The 17,929-nt window shown below is 69.5% G+C and carries 15 protein-coding genes and 1 rRNA gene; 3 read left to right on the plus strand and 13 right to left on the minus strand.

Annotation, left to right across the window (positions count from 1 at the left end):
* Positions 1-58: 58 nt before the first annotated feature.
* Both Q0Z83_RS41475 and Q0Z83_RS41480 read right to left on the minus strand, forming a co-directional pair.
* Positions 59-1,576, minus strand: a 16S ribosomal RNA gene (locus tag Q0Z83_RS41475).
* A 655-nt stretch (positions 1,577-2,231) separates the two neighbouring features.
* Complete coding sequence (locus tag Q0Z83_RS41480; protein ID WP_317788897.1) at positions 2,232-2,654, minus strand: ATP-binding protein; 423 nt, start codon at positions 2,652-2,654, stop codon at positions 2,232-2,234.
* Positions 2,655-3,054: 400 nt separating this feature from the next.
* On the opposite strand from Q0Z83_RS41480, the gene Q0Z83_RS41485 reads away from it, so the two are divergent.
* Positions 3,055-3,774: a SigB/SigF/SigG family RNA polymerase sigma factor gene (locus Q0Z83_RS41485; RefSeq protein ID WP_317797259.1), complete on the plus strand. Its 720-nt coding sequence runs from the start codon at positions 3,055-3,057 to the stop codon at positions 3,772-3,774.
* 113 nt (positions 3,775-3,887) lie between these two features.
* Positions 3,888-4,616 (plus strand): DedA family protein, encoded by a 729-nt coding sequence (locus tag Q0Z83_RS41490; RefSeq protein WP_317788898.1) that lies wholly within the window; start codon positions 3,888-3,890, stop codon positions 4,614-4,616.
* Positions 4,617-4,685: 69 nt separating this feature from the next.
* Here Q0Z83_RS41490 and Q0Z83_RS41495 read toward each other — a convergent pair whose 3' ends face one another.
* From Q0Z83_RS41495 to Q0Z83_RS41540, 10 genes are all read right to left on the minus strand, one after another.
* Positions 4,686-5,552: a hypothetical protein gene (locus Q0Z83_RS41495; RefSeq protein ID WP_317788899.1), complete on the minus strand. Its 867-nt coding sequence runs from the start codon at positions 5,550-5,552 to the stop codon at positions 4,686-4,688.
* Between the two features lie 132 nt (positions 5,553-5,684).
* Positions 5,685-6,770 (minus strand): NHL repeat-containing protein, encoded by a 1,086-nt coding sequence (locus tag Q0Z83_RS41500; RefSeq protein ID WP_317788900.1) that lies wholly within the window; start codon positions 6,768-6,770, stop codon positions 5,685-5,687.
* Between the two features lie 27 nt (positions 6,771-6,797).
* Positions 6,798-8,717 (minus strand): alkaline phosphatase family protein, encoded by a 1,920-nt coding sequence (locus Q0Z83_RS41505; RefSeq protein WP_317788901.1) that lies wholly within the window; start codon positions 8,715-8,717, stop codon positions 6,798-6,800.
* A gap of 33 nt (positions 8,718-8,750) precedes the next feature.
* Positions 8,751-9,476 (minus strand): LamG-like jellyroll fold domain-containing protein, encoded by a 726-nt coding sequence (locus Q0Z83_RS41510; RefSeq protein ID WP_317788902.1) that lies wholly within the window; start codon positions 9,474-9,476, stop codon positions 8,751-8,753.
* A gap of 42 nt (positions 9,477-9,518) precedes the next feature.
* Positions 9,519-10,220 (minus strand): tetratricopeptide repeat protein, encoded by a 702-nt coding sequence (locus tag Q0Z83_RS41515; protein WP_317788904.1) that lies wholly within the window; start codon positions 10,218-10,220, stop codon positions 9,519-9,521.
* A gap of 242 nt (positions 10,221-10,462) precedes the next feature.
* Positions 10,463-11,731, minus strand: a complete 1,269-nt coding sequence (locus Q0Z83_RS41520; protein ID WP_317788905.1) for a tetratricopeptide repeat protein — start codon at positions 11,729-11,731, stop codon at positions 10,463-10,465.
* A 28-nt stretch (positions 11,732-11,759) separates the two neighbouring features.
* Positions 11,760-12,671, minus strand: coding sequence for a cyclase family protein (locus Q0Z83_RS41525; protein ID WP_317788906.1), 912 nt, complete (start codon positions 12,669-12,671; stop codon positions 11,760-11,762).
* A gap of 12 nt (positions 12,672-12,683) precedes the next feature.
* A complete protein-coding gene (locus tag Q0Z83_RS41530) occupies positions 12,684-13,271 on the minus strand; it encodes a TMEM165/GDT1 family protein (protein ID WP_317788907.1) in 588 nt (195 codons plus the stop codon).
* A gap of 235 nt (positions 13,272-13,506) precedes the next feature.
* Positions 13,507-15,069 (minus strand): alpha/beta hydrolase, encoded by a 1,563-nt coding sequence (locus Q0Z83_RS41535; RefSeq protein WP_317788909.1) that lies wholly within the window; start codon positions 15,067-15,069, stop codon positions 13,507-13,509.
* 225 nt (positions 15,070-15,294) lie between these two features.
* The gene (locus Q0Z83_RS41540) at positions 15,295-15,708 is read right to left on the minus strand and encodes a MarR family winged helix-turn-helix transcriptional regulator (protein WP_317788910.1); all 414 of its coding nucleotides are present in this window, start codon (positions 15,706-15,708) and stop codon (positions 15,295-15,297) included.
* 95 nt (positions 15,709-15,803) lie between these two features.
* On the opposite strand from Q0Z83_RS41540, the gene Q0Z83_RS41545 reads away from it, so the two are divergent.
* Entirely contained in the window at positions 15,804-16,304 is a 501-nt protein-coding gene (locus Q0Z83_RS41545) for a hypothetical protein (protein WP_317788911.1), read from the plus strand.
* Here Q0Z83_RS41545 and Q0Z83_RS41550 read toward each other — a convergent pair.
* Positions 16,276-17,823, minus strand: a complete 1,548-nt coding sequence (locus Q0Z83_RS41550; RefSeq protein WP_317788912.1) for an APC family permease — start codon at positions 17,821-17,823, stop codon at positions 16,276-16,278. The genes Q0Z83_RS41545 and Q0Z83_RS41550 overlap by 29 nt on opposite strands.
* Positions 17,824-17,929: the final 106 nt, after the last annotated feature.

Genomic DNA, 17,929 nt, shown 5'->3' on the forward strand with positions numbered 1-17,929 from the left:
AACACATTCGGCTGGTGCAGGATTTCTGTCCGCCTTTCAGCGGAAGAATGCTCCTTAGAAAGGAGGTGATCCAGCCGCACCTTCCGGTACGGCTACCTTGTTACGACTTCGTCCCAATCGCCAGCCCCACCTTCGACGGCTCCCTCCCTTACGGGTTAGGCCACCGGCTTCGGGTGTTGCCGACTTTCGTGACGTGACGGGCGGTGTGTACAAGGCCCGGGAACGTATTCACCGCAGCGTTGCTGATCTGCGATTACTAGCGACTCCGACTTCACGGGGTCGAGTTGCAGACCCCGATCCGAACTGAGACCGGCTTTTTGGGATTCGCTCAACCTCACGGTCTCGCAGCCCTTTGTACCGGCCATTGTAGCATGCGTGAAGCCCTGGACATAAGGGGCATGATGACTTGACGTCATCCCCACCTTCCTCCGAGTTGACCCCGGCAGTCTTCGATGAGTCCCCGCCATGACGCGCTGGCAACATCGAACGAGGGTTGCGCTCGTTGCGGGACTTAACCCAACATCTCACGACACGAGCTGACGACAGCCATGCACCACCTGTGCACGACCCCGAAGGACCCCACATCTCTGTGAGATTTCCGTGCATGTCAAACCCAGGTAAGGTTCTTCGCGTTGCATCGAATTAATCCGCATGCTCCGCCGCTTGTGCGGGCCCCCGTCAATTCCTTTGAGTTTTAGCCTTGCGGCCGTACTCCCCAGGCGGGGCGCTTAATGCGTTAGCTGCGGCGCAGAAACCCGGAGAGGGTCCCCACACCTAGCGCCCAACGTTTACAGCGTGGACTACCAGGGTATCTAATCCTGTTCGCTCCCCACGCTTTCGCTCCTCAGCGTCAGTATCGGCCCAGAGACCCGCCTTCGCCACCGGTGTTCCTCCTGATATCTGCGCATTTCACCGCTACACCAGGAATTCCAGTCTCCCCTACCGAACTCTAGCCTGCCCGTATCGAATGCAATGTCAGAGTTGAGCCCTGAGATTTCACATTCGACGCGACAAGCCGCCTACGAGCTCTTTACGCCCAATAAATCCGGACAACGCTCGCGCCCTACGTCTTACCGCGGCTGCTGGCACGTAGTTGGCCGGCGCTTCTTCTGCAGGTACCGTCACTTGCGCTTCGTCCCTGCTGAAAGAGGTTTACAACCCGAAGGCCGTCATCCCTCACGCGGCGTCGCTGCATCAGGCTTCCGCCCATTGTGCAATATTCCCCACTGCTGCCTCCCGTAGGAGTCTGGGCCGTGTCTCAGTCCCAGTGTGGCCGGTCGCCCTCTCAGGCCGGCTACCCGTCGTCGCCTTGGTAGGCCATTACCCCACCAACAAGCTGATAGGCCGCGAGTCCATCCCAGACCGAAAAAACTTTCCACACCCACACCATGCGGTAGAGTGTCGTATTCGGTATTAGCCCCCGTTTCCGAGGGTTATCCCAAAGTCCAGGGCAGGTTACTCACGTGTTACTCACCCGTTCGCCGCTCGAGTACCCCGAAGGGCCTTTCCGCTCGACTTGCATGTGTTAAGCACGCCGCCAGCGTTCGTCCTGAGCCAGGATCAAACTCTCCAACAAAATCTGTTGAAAAACTCATCCCGGCAACAAAAATGTTGCCAAAGGAATCTCCCACTTATCGCCTAAACGACAAGCCGGGGTATTGCCATAATTGGCACTGGCTTATCAAGCACCCTGTTGAGTTCTCAAAGAACAACCGCACACCTTAAACCGAACCGCTTTCGCGGCCCGCCCTCCGGGGCACTCGCTCTACTTTACCCGCCGTTTCCGCCGTGTCAAATCCGCGTTTCGCAACCGAATTCGCCAAAACAGAAACTGTTCCAGGCACCCGCGAAGAGTACACGATGTCTCGTGCCACTCGATCTTGGGGGTTTGGCAGGACGGCCGGTCCGGGCCCTAACTTCAGGTCCCGCTTGCCTCGTCCGTTTCCCTGCCGGCTCGGAGAACATTACCCGGTCGTCCTCGCAACGCCAAATCGGCCCCCCTACGCGATCGCACTCCCGTTGCCGGTGAGGTCGTCGGGTCAAATGAGGTCAATGACCTTCCGAAGTGGATCCGATACGGAATGAACATCCGACGCGCGAGCCACCCCCGCATCAACCGACACGTAGGGCGGTGACGCGGGCAACCGGCCCGGCGGTCGCGGCCGGGCGGCCGGGCCCGCGAACGTCGCGGTGTGGAGACGTGCGTAGTGGCTGCTTCTGTGGGAGCGCCGCTAATCCCGTACGAAATCGAATCTCGCCCAGATGTTCTTGGTCTTCGCCGTTCGATACCAACCCAGGTCGCTCGCGAAGGTCTGGGCGAGCCGAAGGCCGAGGCCGCCGAGACCGATCGGGCGGTCCTGATCGAAGCGGGGTTCGCCGGCCAGATCGTGGTCGGCGACGTCGAGGATCAGCGCTTCCGGCTCGCGCAGTAGACGGATGTGAGCGGGCGGCGCTCCGTGCCGGAGCGCGTTGGTGGCCAGTTCGGTGGCGACCACGGTGATCCGGTCCAGCCCGTCCTCGTCGTCGAGGGGAGTGCCGGCGACCGCCTCGCGCAGATCGGCCCGAAGCTCGCGCAGGGCGCCGACGTCGTCGAGGTCCCAGTGGCGGAGCTCGGTCGCTGCCGGGTGTGGAACCGGGGCGGGCGGCGACGTCATGTGCCTATCTTGCCCACTCCCGGGGGAAAAGCAGAGGGCCGATCTTTTACCGGCTTGAGCGCTCCAGCGGGCCGGTTTGCCGAGATCAGGCCCGCAAGTGAGGCCGTATGTCTGATTTGTCACGATAAAGACATCATACTTTCGGCTAGTGTTCTCTCGGCCTGTCGTATAGAGTCTGCGTAACCGAACGGCCAACTGTGCTCCGGACAGGTTGTCTGCGCCTGTCCCACGGATATGGATGCCCGACCGACCGGGTCCCAAACCAGGGACCGGCTCTCCGGAACAGGTGTCAGGGAAGGACCACGACATGACCGTCACCGAGACGAAGACGTCGGTGTCGCCGTCGACCACGGCGAGCGCCCAGGCTCCGGCTGACAGTGCCGCCGAGCTGCTTTCCGCGATGGCCGCGATGCCGGCCGGCCACCCGTCCCGCGCCGCACTTCGCGACCGGGCGATCGAGGCCTGGCTGCCGCTCGCCCGCCACCTCGCGCACCGCTACTCCGGCCGCGGTGAGCCCACCGACGACCTGGTGCAGACCGCGACGGTCGGCCTGATCAAGGCCGTCGACAAGTTCGACCCGGAGCGCGGCGTCGACTTCGCCGGCTACGCGATCCCGACCATCATCGGCGAGATCAAGCGCCACTTCCGCGACCGCACCTGGTCGGTCCGCGTCCCCCGGCGCCTGCAGGAGCTCCGCCTGGCCATCACCGAGGCGAACGCCACGCTCACCCATTCGCTGGGCCGGTCCCCGCAGGTCGCCGACATCGCCACCCACCTCGGCATCACCGAGGAAGAGGTGCTGGAGGGTCTGGAGGGCGCGCGGGCCTACAACGCGACCTCGCTGTCCACGCCGATCAGTGCGGACGGGACGACCGAGCTGGGCGAGACGCTCGGTGGTGAGGACCACGAGTACGAGGTGGCCGAGACCCGGGTAGCGCTCGGTCCCGCTCTGGCCACCCTGGACGAGCGCGAGCAGAAGATCCTGACGCTGCGCTTCTACGGCAACCTGACCCAGAGCCAGATCGCCGACCAGATCGGCATCTCCCAGATGCACGTCTCCCGGCTGCTGACCAAGGCGCTGACCAAGCTGCGCGGCCAGCTCGCGCCGGACGTCCTCTGATCCCTGCTACGACCCCTGCCGAGTGACGGCGCCGCTCAGCCTGAGCGGCGCCGTCGCCATTTATTGAAAGGTCCGCTCGGCCGCCCATGACCGCTGCGGCTACCGTGTAACGGATGCCACCTTCAGCCGAACTTCCCGGGTTCCTGCACACCGTGGCGCCGATCCTGGATCGCTGGGGTTATCTGGCGATCGGCGGCATCATCGTGGTCGAGAGCTTCGGCGTGCCCGCCCCCGGCCAGACGATCATGGCGGCGGCCTCGGTCTACGCCGGCTATGGGCGGATGAACATCTGGGTCGTCGCGCTGATCTGCTTCGTGACCGCGGTGGTCGGCGACAACATCGGCTACTGGATCGGGCTGCGCGGCGGCCGCAAGATCGTGAACCGGTGGGGGAAGTACATCCTGGTCACCCCGGCCCGGCTGGCCAAGGCCGAGCAGTTCTTCGCCAAGCGCGGCAACCGGGTCATCGTGATCGCCCGGTTCATCGACGGGTTGCGGCAGCTCAACGGCGTGATCGCCGGGATCACCCGGATGCCGTGGAAGACGTTCCTGCTCTACAACGCGATCGGGGCGGCGCTCTGGGTCGGGTTCTGGTGCACGCTCGCCTATCAGCTGGGCGCCAATCTCGGGCCGATCATGGGCAAGATCCACCACTACCAGTGGCCGGTCATCGGGGGGCTGGTGCTCGCGGTCGCCACCTACGTGATCCTGCATGTCCGGCACATCCGGCGGCGCCGGGCGCGAGTCGCCGCCGAGATCCGGGTGGCCGAGATCCAGCCGGCGGAAAAGGCGGAGACGGCCGAGATCCAGAAGGCCGAGCCCCGCGAACAGACGCAAGCCTGAGCACGAGGGCGGTTCCCGCCGCCCACAGCGGGAACCGCCCTCGCTTCCATCCCCCGAACAACGTCTTCGTCAGTCGGCCGCCTGCGACGGGGCCGCGTCCGGCGCCTGCCCGTCCGGCGGCTGGCCGCCCGGCATCTGGCCTGCTCCGGGGCCGGCCGGAGCGGTCGCCGCGCGGTCTTCCCCGAACGCGGCCATCAGGCCCGCGCCCACTCCCCCGCCGGCCAGGGCGGCGGCGGTCAGGGCGGCCGCCATCATCAACTTCGGGCTCTTCCGGGCACGGCCGGCGGTCCGGTCCGGGGCCACCCCCTTTTCTTCGGTACGGGGAAGAGCCGCGCTGTGGTCGACCGGTGCGGGGCTCGCGTGCCACGCCGCGGTGGGCGGCGACGTGGGCGCGGCGCTGGTGGCGGCCGAGGTGTGCCATGACGTGGACGGGGTGTTCCATTCCGCCGGGATCCGGTCGGGCACCGAGCTGCCGTTCCAGGCGGTGGGTTCGACATCGGTGTATCCGGTGCTGCGGCGGGCCGGCTCCGGGTCGACATGACCACCGTTCCAGACCGTCGGCTCCGGGTCGGTGCGGTAGCCGTGGCTGCTCATGGTGGTGTTGCCGTTCCAGGAGGCGGCCGGGTCGGGTTCCGGGTGCCGTCCACTCCAGCCGGGCACCGAGCCGCTGGGCTGATCCCAGGCGACGGGCGCGCCGCCTGGCTCCGTGGGGGTGGAGAGCCAGGCGGCGGGCGCGCCGCCCGGATCACCGTGGTAACCGGCGGAGTGGTGGCCGGCATAGGCACCGGACGGTGACCAGTCGGTGGGTATCGAGGCGGGTTCCGGCACCTCGGACGACCAGGCCGCGGTCTCCCCGTGGGTGGTGCGCTGGTGTGCACCGGGCGGCCGGCCCTGGGAGTACCGCTGGCCCGGTGCGGACGGATCGTGCTGACTCATCGGCGCTCTCCTCGGTCCGGTTGTTCACTGACGACGAGAAGATTGCCGAGCGTGGCTATGCGTCCGCTGTGCGGTCCATAGGCGCTGCTTATCAACGCCGGGCGCGGGTTCGGGCGTACCGAATGAAGGGGTTCAGAATCGGGCGAAGCGTGGCCGGAGCAGGCCACCGATCATGGTGAAGTCGCCGCCCGCGTCGAGGGCGCCGGTCGGTCCGGTGTTCAGTACGCGGACCCCGATCACACCGTTGGCCTGCGGATTCCATTCGGTGAGGCGGCCGTCGCCGGTGACCGCGGCGAGTTTGACGCGCGGAACGGAGCCGTCCAGGCAGCTGCCCTGGGTGCCGTTGCGGGCGGTCAGGCAGACCCGGTCGAAGTGGCCGCCGACATAGGCGGTTCCGCCGACGACGGTGATCGCGGTCGCGTCCCCGTCGAAGACGCGTTGCCAGCGGGTGCCGCCGTCGACGGCGTACGCGGCAGCCCGTCCACCCTGTCCGCCGCCCGCGGTGTAGACCCCCGACCCGTCGACGGCCAGGGCGTTGACCTCAGCCGGTGCCGTGGGCCGGAAGCGGCGGTCGAGCCGGCCGGTGGTGGCGTGCACCGCGGCCAGCCGTGGGTGGCCCGTCGCCGCGTCGACCTTCTCGAAGGCGCCGCCGAGGTAGACCCGGTGACCGGCGATCGCGAGGGTGTGCACCCGGTCGTCGGCGGTCGCCCGCCAACCGTGGTCGACCTTGCCGGTACGCAGCGAGAACGCGACCAGGTTGTGTGCTTTCCGGCCGTTCACCGCGGTGAAGCTGCCGCCGAGGTAGAGCCGGTCGTGGCCGATCGCGAGCGCGTACGGGGTGCCCTCGATGGTCGGTCGGAAGGCGCTCACGGTGTTGTCGGTGAGGCTGAGCCGGGCGATCGAGTCCCGTTTCTCGCCGCCGACCCGGTGGAACCCGCCGGCCACGTAGATCGCTCCCGGCGTGACGGCGAGCGCCCGAACCGGTCCGTCGGCGTCCGGCGCCCAGCTCAGCAGTGCTCCGGTGCGCCCGTCGAACGCCGCGAGCCGGTTTCGTGGGTAGCTGCGGCCGCCCCATTCGGCCTTGGTGAACGACCCACCCACATAGACGGTGCTGCCCAGGTAGGCGATGGCCTGGACGGTGCCGTTGAAGGTCGGCGCCTCCCGAGCCTCCGACTCGACGGCCCGCGCGGGCGTGGCCAGGGACAGCACGAAGAGCATTACCAGAAGGAGGAACCGCACATCGGCTCAACTCTCCCGGACCGGTGAAAGTTCCGTTTTCCGGGTGGTCACCGACGTCACCTCGGGCTTCCGCAGACCCAGCATGATCAGCCAGTCGACGAGTTGCCGGTGCACCGCGTCCGGTCCGTCGAGGTGGGCGGCGACCGGCCAGGACGCCGGGTGCACCAGCATCGCGTCGGTCTGCCAGCCGCCGAGACCGCCGTGTGAGCCGACCAGTTCCTCGAAGGCGGACACCTCCTGTGTCTCCGGGTCCACCGAGCTGATCACCACGAGGTCGCCGACGTGTGCGGCGCTCTGGTGGCGCAGCAGGTCGGCGCGGGCGTGCGGGCCGTACGGCGCGAGCGGGTCCAGGCCGACGACCGCTCCGTCGCGCAGCCGGTGCGAGCCGCCGGAGCCGTACGCCATCGGGCCGTCCCCGCCCTGCACCACCACCATGCCGATACCCGGATGGGCGGCCAGTCCGCTGATCAGATCGGGGTGGGCGTGCTCGATCGCGTCCTGCCGCAGCCGGTGCGGGGACCTGGTCAGGTAGAGCATCGACAGGTTGCCCGAGGAGACCACCAACACGTCGTCGGCGAGCCGCGCGACCAGCTCGTCCAGGGTTTCGCCGTGCCGCTGCCGGAAGGTCGGGCCCTGGCTCTGCCCGTGGTCGGAGAGCACCACGAGGTGGTAGTGACGGGCCGCCTCCGGCACCAGCCGCTCCAGCACGCCGAGCATCCGGTCCAGGCTCTCCAGCTGCCGCATCGACTCCGGGCGGGCCGGGCCGGCGTGGTGCGCCACCTCGTCGTAGTCGACCAGATCGCAGTAGACCACCGGGGCGCCACGGGCCATCTGCTCGGCGACCAGGGAGATGTTCACGTCACGCAGCAGCATCGAGGCCGGGCGCAGGGCCAGGAACGCGCCGGAGCGGCTGACCCGCGGCCGCAGGTTGCGGCGGCGCTGGAGGCGGGCCTGGTGCAATTCGGTGACGACCTCGGCGCCACCCAGGACCAGGGCGCGGGTGAAGCCGTACGGGCTGGCCATGAACGCCGCCCAGCCACGGGCGGTACGTCCGGGCAGCGCGGCGTGGCTGATGGTCAGCAGGTTGGTGGTGGCGTCACCGCTGAACGCGTTGCTGATGCTCACCCCACCGTCGCGGAGCAGGCCGTGGCCGTCGGTCAGACGGGACTCGATGATCGCGGCGTCCCGCGGCCGGTTGGAGACCATCAGCTTGCCGGTCTCCTTCTCGTACCAGCGGAAGCCGGGGATCTGCCGGGAGGCGCCGTGCAGGATCCCGGCCTGCGACGCGGGGGTGGTCGACGGCAGTCCGGTGTGCCAGCTCCGGGCGGTGTGGCTGCCGGTCCGCAGCCAGTGGCCCAGCGTCGGCAGGTTCCCGGCGCGGATGGCCCAGCGCAGCACCGGCTCGGCCACCCCGTCCAGTTGCATGATCAGTAGCCCCGGTTCGGTGCCGGCCGGCGCGCGGCGGAAATCGATCAGCCGACCGGCGGCCCGGCGACGCACCCCGCGCATCAGCCGGCGCGACTCCCGGACGAAGGTGTCGTCGCTGCCCGCGTCGGCCATCCAGTCCAGCAGGGCGGCCACGATCACGGCCAGGATCGCGGCGGTGACCAGCGTGGGCAGGCCGCTGATCCGATTGCCCGGGTCGAGACGCAGCGCCACCACCATGACGGCGATCTGCGTCACCACACCCAGCAGCATCGCCGCCCAGCCGCCGAGCACCGTGATGCCGACCAGCAGCAGCGGCCGCAGCACCGCGCCCACCACGGCGACCAGCACGACCAGGCCGAGCGTGTCGACGATGTCGGAGGCGGCCACCCCGGGCATCAGCCACAGGGTGAGCGTCAGTACGACGAACGTGGTGAGGGCGCTGCGCAGCACGGCGCGAACTCGTCTGAGCAGGGCACGCACTCCGCCGCTGATGGCCACCTCCCGACGATCGCACACCCGGACAGTCGACGCTCAGCGGGTGATCCGTACCCAGACGTTGTCGAGGGTGCCGTTGAACTGGTCGTTGTCCCGGTAGGCGCCCTTGGCCCCGATGCTGAGCGGCAGATCGTTGGAGACGTTCAGGTCGGCCGGGACCGCGGTGCGGCCACGCAGCACCCCGTCCACATGGATCTCCAGGCGGGTGCCGGTGCGCTGACATCGCACCCGATGCCAGACGCCGTCGGCGATCGTCACCGAGCTGCGGACCATCCAGATGATCGGGCGCACCACGTCGACCAGCACGCAGCTGGGGTGACCGGCCGTACCGTCGATCTGCAGTTTGTATTGGCTGCTCGTGGCCGAGTAGCCCTTCTGCAGCACGTTCTGGCCGCGACTGGTCTGGCCGGGCGGGAGCAGCACGTCGGCGCCGAAGGCGATGTCCCGGACACCGGGGTTGAGGTCGGCCGAGTCGCCGCTCTGCAGGGCGACGTGCGGGCAGACCCGGCGGGTGCACTTACCGGGGAAGGCCAGCGCGGTGCCCGGGCCGTGCGCGACCGCGCGGACCCGGCCGCCCTGGTAGGAGATCACCCGGAGGGTGTGTCCGTTGCCGGACTCGTCGATGATGCTGGAGGAGCGGCCGTTGAAGCCGTAGTGGGCGGTCATCTCGCTCACCATCGGCGGGTCGCCGGCCCGGGTCGGGGCGGGCGGGACGACGACGGGCACCAGCGCGAGAACCGCAGCGGACATCCGTGATTGCATGTCTGAATTATTACTTGTGCGGTATTCTGCCGGGGCCGGAGTTCAGGGGCGGAACTCCTCCGGGCGAACCGGTTTGGCCTGCTCCTTGCGTCCGAACAGCCGCCAGCCCCGCTTCTTCTTCTCCACCACCGGCTGCGCCGCGCCGTTCAGCACGTCCAGCCGGTGCCGGGCCACATGGTTCTCCGGCTCCAGTCGCAACGACGTCTCCAGCGCCTGCCGGGCCTGGTCGACGTGACCGAGAGCGGCCAGGGTCACCCCGTGCGTGAAGTAGTAGTGCGCCTCGTTCGGATCCAGCCCGACCGCGGTTCGCGCCGCCTGCTCGGCGTCACCCACCTGCCGGTCGGCGGCCAGCAGCGCCCACGCCACCCGGTCGTGCCACAGCGGATTCTTCGGCTCGACGATCACCGCCCGGTAGGCCATGCTCATCGCCTCCTCGTGCCGACCCATCAGGGTCAGCGCACGGCTCGCGATCGCCAGCGGCCGCGGATCCTCCGGCGCCAGCTCGACGGCCCGGTTCGCCGCGTCGAGAGCCGGCTCCACCTGATCCAGCGCCAGCCGGATCCGAGCCATCAGAATCCAGCCCGGCGCCGAATCCGGCCGCCCGGCCAACACCGGGTGCAGCATCTCGGCCGCCTTCTCCGGTTGCATGTGCTCGAACAGGGCGGCGGCCCGCGCCACGCCCAGGTCGCTCGGATCAGCGAACGCCCGGGCAGGCGCATCACTGACCCCGGGGTTCAGGCTCATGCCCAATTCCGTCATCGGTCCGCTCCGGGGATACGGGTGTGGATCACAAGGGTCACATCGGCAGAATCAGACGATTTCTGAGCCTCCCAACCCCTTTCATCCGGTACGAGCCACCGCAGCCCCCTGCCTGTCACCGCGACGCAGGCGACACTCCCGCCCGACAAGGCGACTCTCGGGCGGAATCCCCTGCTCACCGCCACCCCACCCCCCGGCCACCGCATGAAGCCGTACCAGGGGAAGGGTTAAAGCGGCAGGAACACGCCCGCGTCGGGTGGGGTGGTTTTGCGGCGGCGCGCTATCACGGTCAGGCAGGTGGCCGTGGCGGCGAAGGCGGCCACCGCGACCGGGAGACGCCAGGTCGGGGGCAGGGCCTCGGTGGTGATCACGCCGACCCCGACGGCCGCGCACACACCGGCGACCAACAGCAGGGAGTGGCTGGTCAGGCCTCTCGTGGGTTCGCCTGGCTCGTCGACCGGGGCGGTCAGTAGACGAACGGCGAAACCCGCGAACGTCGCCGTGGCCAGCAGAGGCGGCAGCCACCCGGCCGGGGCGGGTAGGGCGATCAGCAGGGGGAGGATCGCGATCACGGCCGCGGCCAGGGCGATCCGCTGGCGGCCGTGGGTGAGCAGGTCGCGCAGGTAGGTGCGCAGCGCCGGGTCCAGCCGGGAGAGGAAGTATCCGGCGTAGGCGGCCGGGGCCAGCGCGGCCGAGGCGGCGAAGAGGCGGGCCAGGTTCGGGGACGACTCGGCGGTGCGCCAGCCCAGGTACGCCAGCAGGACCAGGATGATCGCGGCGTAGACCAGGAACTGCCGCAACGCCACGTCCAGCAGGAAGCGGCTGGCCTCCTGCTTCGGGTCCGCGCGCAGGGCTCCGACCAGTCCCGATGCGCCCCGGGCCAGGCGACCGAGGGCGAACGGATGGTGGTGGACGACGTCGAGAGCGGCCAGTTCGTGGCGGGCCACCGCGCTGTCCGGGGCGAGGGCCAGGGCGTCGCGGAGGGCCTGCCGGGCCCGGTCGGTGAGGTTCAGCTGCTTCATCACCATGGCGTAGGTGATCCGGAAGTCGGCTTCCTCCGGGTCGAGGCGGATCGCCTCACGGGCGGCGTGTTCGGCCTCGACGGCGTGGCGGCCGTCCTCCAGCAGGGCCCAGGCCAGCCGGTGGTGCCGGTACGGGTTCTCCGGCTGCCGCAGCGCCGCCTCCCGGGCGGTGGCGATGGCGTCGTCGTGCCGACCGAGTTCGGTGTGGACCCGGCTGAGCGCGGCCAGTGCGTCGGGCCATTCGGGGGCGTGTTCGACAGCGCGTCGGGCGAGTTCGTCGGCCAGGTCGGGCCGTTTGAGGGCCAGTTGGGCGTGGGTCATCAGGATCAGCGCGGTGACGTGGTCGGGTTCCGCGGCGAGGACCGGGCCGAGTAGTTCCGCGGCGGCGGCCGGTTCGCCCCGGCCGAGCTGGATCCGGGCCAGTTCCAGGTTGCGGCTGATGCCGGTGGCGCCGGCCGCCGGATTGCCGGTCACGGCCGCAGCCTTTCCGGAAAGGGGAACATCACGCCTCTGGCTCCTCGGCGGGGACGGTGGCGAACGCGCGGACCGGGAAGGTGCTGAATCCGGCGACCCGGGGCGGGGTGGCGGTGAAGCGGGCGCCGAGCGGCGGCAGTTCGCGCAGGTTGGTGAGGTGTTCGACGACCGGGATACCGGCCGCCAACAGCAGCGTGTGTGCCGGCCGGGCGCCCGCGGCCGCCGGGGAGACGTCGTCGACGTTGACGGCGTCGATGCCGACGAGGGCCGCGCCGCGGTCGACCAGGAGCCGGGCCGCGTCCGCGGTCAGGTACGGCGCGTCGACACCGTACCGGGGGGTGGCCCAGTGCCGGTCTCCGCCGGTGTGCAGGAGCACCGCCCGTCCGGCGACGGTGACGTGGGCGAGCATCTCGGCGGTGACACCGCGTTCGCCACCGACCGCCCGGACCACCACGGCGGGCAGTCCGGCGAGTTGCTCCAGGGGCAGTCCGGCCAGGTCGGCGCCGTCGGCGTAGCGGTGGTACGGGCTGTCCAGGTAGGTGCCGGTGTTGCCGAGCATGCTGATCCGGTCGATGGCGAACTCGGTGCCCGGTGCGTAGACGCCGCGGGATGCCAGCCGGGTCAGGTGCGGGGTGATCTCCGGGCCGGGCAGGCCGGGCGAGGTGATCATCCCGGCCGTGATGATGTGGCTGAGCTCGACGAACCGGACCCGCTCGGCCTGCGTGTCGGCGGACGGCGGGTGCGGTTCGGCGATGATCCGGACGTCGCTGACGGCGGCGTGCTCGACCCGTTGCGGAGCGAGGGAGGCGACGAGCAGCGCGGTGATCTCGGATTCGGTGACGTCGGCGTGCGGGATGTTCAGGCGGAAGCCCCGCGCCCTCAGTTCGCCCCCGCCGTCGAGGGTGACTTCGGCGTCGAACTCGGCCCGGTAGTCCAGCACGGCGGCTCCTTTTTATCGCAGTTCGATCACGCCTTCGGCGATCAACCAGATGCCGAAGATAGCGAAGAGTGCGGCAGCTCCGTACTTGATGACCTTTTCCGGTAGATGTTTACCCAAGTATCGACCCACGAGAATGGCGAGGGCGTCGGCGGCGACCATGCCGACGGTCGAGCCGATCCAGACGCCGACCCAGCCGTGCTGGGTGGCCAGGGTGATGGTGGCGAGCATGGTCTTGTCGCCGAGTTCGGCCAGGAAGAACGCGCCGCCGACGGCCCAGATCGCCGAACCGGTGGAGCGCTCGGCCTTGCCCTTCTCATCCTCGGTGAGGGAGTCGCCGCGCAGGGTCCAGGCACCGAAACCGAGGAACGCGATGCCGGCGACCAGGGAGATCCAGCCGGTCGGGATGGCGGCGCCGAAACCGTAGCCGATGCCGACGGACACCAGGTGGACCACCGCGGTGGCCACCGTGATGCCGATCAGCACCGGCACGGTCTTGAACCTGGTGGCGAACGTCATCGCCATGAGCTGTGACTTGTCGCCGAGCTCGGCGACGAAGATGACCGCGAAGCTGATCGCCAGCGCGGCTAGGAAGGCTTCCACAAGAAACTCCCGGTGACACGACCGGGCCTTGGCGCAGGGCGACCTCGACCCGGCCATAACGAATACGGCCTGGTCGAAGGTCTCGCTCGCCTCATGACGAGGCCGCGCGGCCGGAACCCGGAGAACCGGGGTCAGTATGTCGACCGCGACATTGGGAGCTACTCCCCTTCGCGTGATCGAGCCTACCTCAGATGCTGGTCAGCGGCCCGGTGGCGTACACCACCGGGCCGCTGCCTCAGGGCCGGAGCGGAGGGACCAGCCGGAGGCGCTCGCCGAGTGAGTGCTTCGCCAACGGTGTCGGCTTGGCGATCGGCTCGCACTGCTTGTCGGAGCGGTCCGCCTTGACCCGGCCGGGCAGCGTGCCGTCGGCCAGGTAGTCGGCGATCGTGTTGTCGACGCACGCGTTGCCGAACAGCGACCCGGCGTGTGTGGTGCCGCCGACGCCTTCGAGCAGCACCGACCGCGGGAAGCGACGGCGGGTCTCCAGGGCGCCGGAGTACGGGGTCGCCGCATCCAGCGTCTCGTTGATCAGCAGGATCGGCGGGGCCTTGCTGCCGTCCACCTCGATCGGGGTGCCGGGGTCGGCCGCCCAGTGCCGGCAGGGCGCGTTGTACCAGGCATTACCCCATGTCTCGAACGGTGCCTTGCGGTGCACCCGCCAGTTGTCCCGGGCCCACTTCTTCCAGTTGACCGGCCACGGTGCGTCGGTGCACTGGACGGCCAGGTAGACCGCGTAGCCGTTGTCGGCGCCCTCGGTCTGTTCGTGGTTCTCGTCGAAGATCCGCTTGAGCGGTGCCGGGTCCTTGTCCTTGACCCAGGCCGAGAAGGCGCGGGCGGTCTCCTCCCAGCCGAAGACGTAGTAACCGGGCTGCAGGAACACGTCGGTCAGCTCGGCCGGCCCGATCTGCCCGGCCGGCTTCTCGGCCAGCTCGTCGAGCTGCCGGTAGTAGAGCCGCTCCACCTCGGCGGCGGTACGGCCCAGGTGGTACACCGAGTCGTACTTGGCGATCCAGGCGAAATAGACCTTGATCGCCTTGTCGAAGGCGATGTCCTGGTCGAGGTTCGACTGGTACCAGACCCGGGTCGGGTCGACGACGCCGTCGAGGACCATCCGGTGCACCCGCTCCGGGTTGCGGGTGGCGTAGATCTGGCCGAGGTAACTGCCGTACGAGAAGCCGTAGAAGCTGATCTTCTCGACGCCGAGCGCCTCGCGGATCCGGTCGATGTCCCGAACCGTGTCGTCGGTGCGCATGTGGTCGAGCAGCGCGCCACCGGCCTTGGCGCAGGCCGCCGCGTACGCCGTGGTCCGGGCGTGCCAGGCCTTGTCGATCTCGGGGGTGCTCGGCACGTAGGGCGGCCGGTTGTACCCGGTGTACTTGCTGTCGCAGGTGAGCTTCGGCTTGCTGGCGCCGACGCCGCGCGGGTCGAAACCGATCCAGTCGTAGGCAGCTCCCGCCTGCTTGGGCACGTGCTGACCGAGCACGGCCATCCCGCGGCCGGCGCCACCGGGTCCGCCCGGGTTGATCAGGATCGGCCCCTGCCGCTTGTCCGCGGGCACGGTGGACTTGATCCGGGAGAGGGCGATCTCGATCTTCGCCCCGTCCGGTTTCGCGTAGTCGAGTGGCACGGCGAGGTATCCGCATTCGGCGCCCTGCGCCTTCAGTGAACCCTCGCTACAGGCGGCCCAAGTGATCGACGGGGGTCCGCCGCGCGCCGCGGTCCCGGCCTGTGCCCCGGTCACCGCGACACCTGCCGTACAGAGCGCCACCGCGGTCGCGGCCGCCCAGAATCTTCTCATACCAAGCCCCTTGTTTCCGTTTAAGCCCATATGTTCCAAGGGCTTAACGGGGCTGATCACCGGTCCACGCCGGAGCTCCACTCCATAAGGTGCTTTTTACGAATCAAAGACGCAAATCCCCCGAGTACGCACATCGCGATCCGACCGGCAACGATTCGACGAGACCGGCCACCAGCAGGCTGCCGAGCCTGGTGTTGGACAGCGCCACCCACTTGTGGTCGTCGCTCACATCAGCTCGCTCAGCCGGTCGAGGGCCGGCCCCGCGGTCAGGATGATCGCCTGGTCCTCCGGGGACAGCTGCCGGAGCCGGTGCGCGATCGTCTCGGCCCGGGCGGCACGACGGCGGGCCACCGCGGCCCGGCCCGCGTCGGTGACGCTGACCAGCACGGCCCGTCCGTCGGCGGGGTCACTGCCGCGCGCGGCCAGGCCGTCCCGTTCCAGGCGGGTGATCAGCTGGGTCATCGCCGGCTGGGTGACGCCCTCGGGACCGTGCAGGTCGCTGAGGCGCTGCGGGCCGTAACGCTCCAGACGGGCCAGGGCCGAGGCGGCGGTGAGGCTGAGCTCATCGCGCGGGGTGATCCGACGCAGACCGGCGTAGAGGCGTTCGAAGGTCGGCGCCACCCCTGGAAAAATGTCCACGGACCGAATTCATATCACGTGCTTATGTAATCCACTCGGACGCGCGAGCCCGGAATCCCTGCCGGGCGCCGTCTGATTTGCGACCATTGCGAACCATGGACGAGTTCTGGCTCCACCCACGGCTGGGGACCGCAACTCGGGACGGCCAGCAGCCCCGCTACTACCTGCGGGCGCTGCGGCACGCCGTACGGACCCTGGACGCCGACCCGCGCTGGCAGCAGTGGTGGCGGGAGTCCGGCTACCGCGGGTGCGAGCTCGGCATCGTCACCGAAGGCCGGCTCGACCACCTGCGCCCGAGCGCCGACATCCGCCGCGTCGACGATCAGCTCCGGGCCAACTTCACCTGCGCGCTGCCACCCGACGGAACCGGCCGTGACGAGCTGGCCCGGCGGGCGTCCACCGAGGTACGCACGATGTTCGAGGTGATCCGGGAGGCGATGGCGCTGGCCGATCTGCCACCGACCCCGACGCCGTCGGCCCCGCCCGAGGACGCCGGCGAGGGCCCGGTGACCGCCCGGAGCCTGCCCTCGATCCCGCGCGAACTGGAGCCTCAGGGCTACCTGACACTCACTCAGGTCCAGGACTTCTTTGGGTGACCCGCTCGGGGCGGTGGGCGCCCGGATCCCGTTGCCTGGGGATGGTGGCGGGCTTGGGCTCGGCGTGTGGGGTGACCGGGGTGATGACGACCGGAGTGCCGGCCAGGCCGATGCCGGCATAGATCACCGGCCGGAACCGGCGCAGCAGCAGGGCGTGCGCGACGGCCGACAGCACGCATGCCGCGAGAGCCGCCGGAATCGCCCGGACCAGTGGATATCCGACCGGTAGGGCGAGCAGCGCGGGCAGGTCGCGGAACGCCAGGAAGGCCAGGCTGGCCAGAGACACTGTGGACAGAACGGGCGCGAGAAAGCGACCCCATGGCCCCTCCGGACCGGGCACCCGGTTCAACCGCAGCAGCGCCGCGACCGCGACCAGCAACAACAGGATCAGGACGCTGAGGGCTCCGCCGGTGATCAGCCAACGTGCGGTACGCGGGCCGGGGTCGGCCCCGGCGGCATGGGCACCGGCCAGGGTGGCGCCCGCGATCAGCGACTGGGTCACCGAGGCGGCTCGCGGCGCGGCGGTCCGTCGGCGGGCCCTTCCGAGTACGGCCGGGAGCACCCGTTCCCGGCCGAGCGCGTACAGGTACCGGGAGATGGCCGTGTGCAGCGCGAGGATCGCCGCCAGCACGCCGGTGAACAGCATCGCCCGCCCGAGCGTGACCGCCCATGGGGCGAGCCGCTCGTCGGCCAGATCGAAGAGCAGCTCCGGGCCCCGGCCGGCGGCCGAGGTGATCCGGTCCGGCCCGGCGGCCACGATCATCGACCAGGCGAGACCGCCGCACAGCAGGGTGATCATCAGCACCGCCCAGTACCCGCCGAACCCGGCGCTACGCCGCGGCTGGAAACCCTCCTCGGCAAAGGTGGTGGAGGACTCGAAGCCGGCGAAGGCGAGGACCGCGACAACCAGCAGCAGTCCGAGCGCGGGCCGGTCGAGACCGGAGGCGGCCACGATCGACCCGGCGGTGACCCGGCCGCCGGCGGGCTGCAGCACGTTCGCCGCGCCCACCCCGGCCAGCACGGCCGCCTGCGCCACCGCGAACAGGCCGATCACCGCGGCGGACACCTCGATGCGCATCGTCCCGCAGACCGCGACGATCGCCCAGCAGGCGGCGGCCACCATCCACCAGGGCGGGGCCGGCCCGAAGCCGCTCAGCAGCGGGGCGGCGGCGAGCCCGGCCAGCGCGTAGAGACCGAACTGGATCGCGTGGTAGCCGGCGAGGGCGAGCCAGGCGGCGACGACCCCGCCGGGTCGGCCGAGACCGTGCGCCACCTGTGAGTACGCGGAACCCGCACTGGGAAACCGGCGGATCATCGCGGCCTGACCGGCGCAGAAGATCAGGAGCAGCAGCCCGGCCACGGCGAACGACCAGGGCACGAACGGGCCGGCACCGGCGGCGAACGCGGCCGGGACGACGGTGACGAGAGTGACGATCGGGGCGGTCGCGGCCAGGCCGACGAAGGCGATGGACGCGGCGCCGACCCGGCCGGATGCCAGACCCGCGTCGGATGTCTCCACGGATCTATTCAGTCGCAGCCCATCGATTTTGACAACCGTACGTGTCGGCCCACTGACCGTTCGTGACCAGGTTGGCACTAACCGCGAACCGCCTGCGCGTTTCCCT

It is taken from the genome of Actinoplanes sichuanensis (assembly GCF_033097365.1).
In the GTDB taxonomy this organism is placed as follows: domain Bacteria; phylum Actinomycetota; class Actinomycetes; order Mycobacteriales; family Micromonosporaceae; genus Actinoplanes; species Actinoplanes sichuanensis.

Excerpts from the sequence above, each read along its gene's own strand:
- Q0Z83_RS41545 (WP_317788911.1), top strand. The coding sequence starts at position 15,804 with ATGGACGAGTTCTGGCTCCACCCACGGCTGGGGACCGCAACTCGGGAC.
- Q0Z83_RS41515 (WP_317788904.1), bottom strand. The coding sequence starts at position 10,220 with ATGAGCCTGAACCCCGGGGTCAGTGATGCGCCTGCCCGGGCGTTCGCT.
- Q0Z83_RS41495 (WP_317788899.1), bottom strand. The coding sequence starts at position 5,552 with ATGAGTCAGCACGATCCGTCCGCACCGGGCCAGCGGTACTCCCAGGGC.
- Q0Z83_RS41510 (WP_317788902.1), bottom strand. The coding sequence starts at position 9,476 with ATGCAATCACGGATGTCCGCTGCGGTTCTCGCGCTGGTGCCCGTCGTC.
- Q0Z83_RS41490 (WP_317788898.1), top strand. The coding sequence starts at position 3,888 with ATGCCACCTTCAGCCGAACTTCCCGGGTTCCTGCACACCGTGGCGCCG.
- Q0Z83_RS41480 (WP_317788897.1), bottom strand. The coding sequence starts at position 2,654 with ATGACGTCGCCGCCCGCCCCGGTTCCACACCCGGCAGCGACCGAGCTC.
- Q0Z83_RS41535 (WP_317788909.1), bottom strand. The coding sequence starts at position 15,069 with ATGAGAAGATTCTGGGCGGCCGCGACCGCGGTGGCGCTCTGTACGGCA.
- Q0Z83_RS41485 (WP_317797259.1), top strand. The coding sequence starts at position 3,055 with ATGGCCGCGATGCCGGCCGGCCACCCGTCCCGCGCCGCACTTCGCGAC.
- Q0Z83_RS41500 (WP_317788900.1), bottom strand. The coding sequence starts at position 6,770 with ATGCTCTTCGTGCTGTCCCTGGCCACGCCCGCGCGGGCCGTCGAGTCG.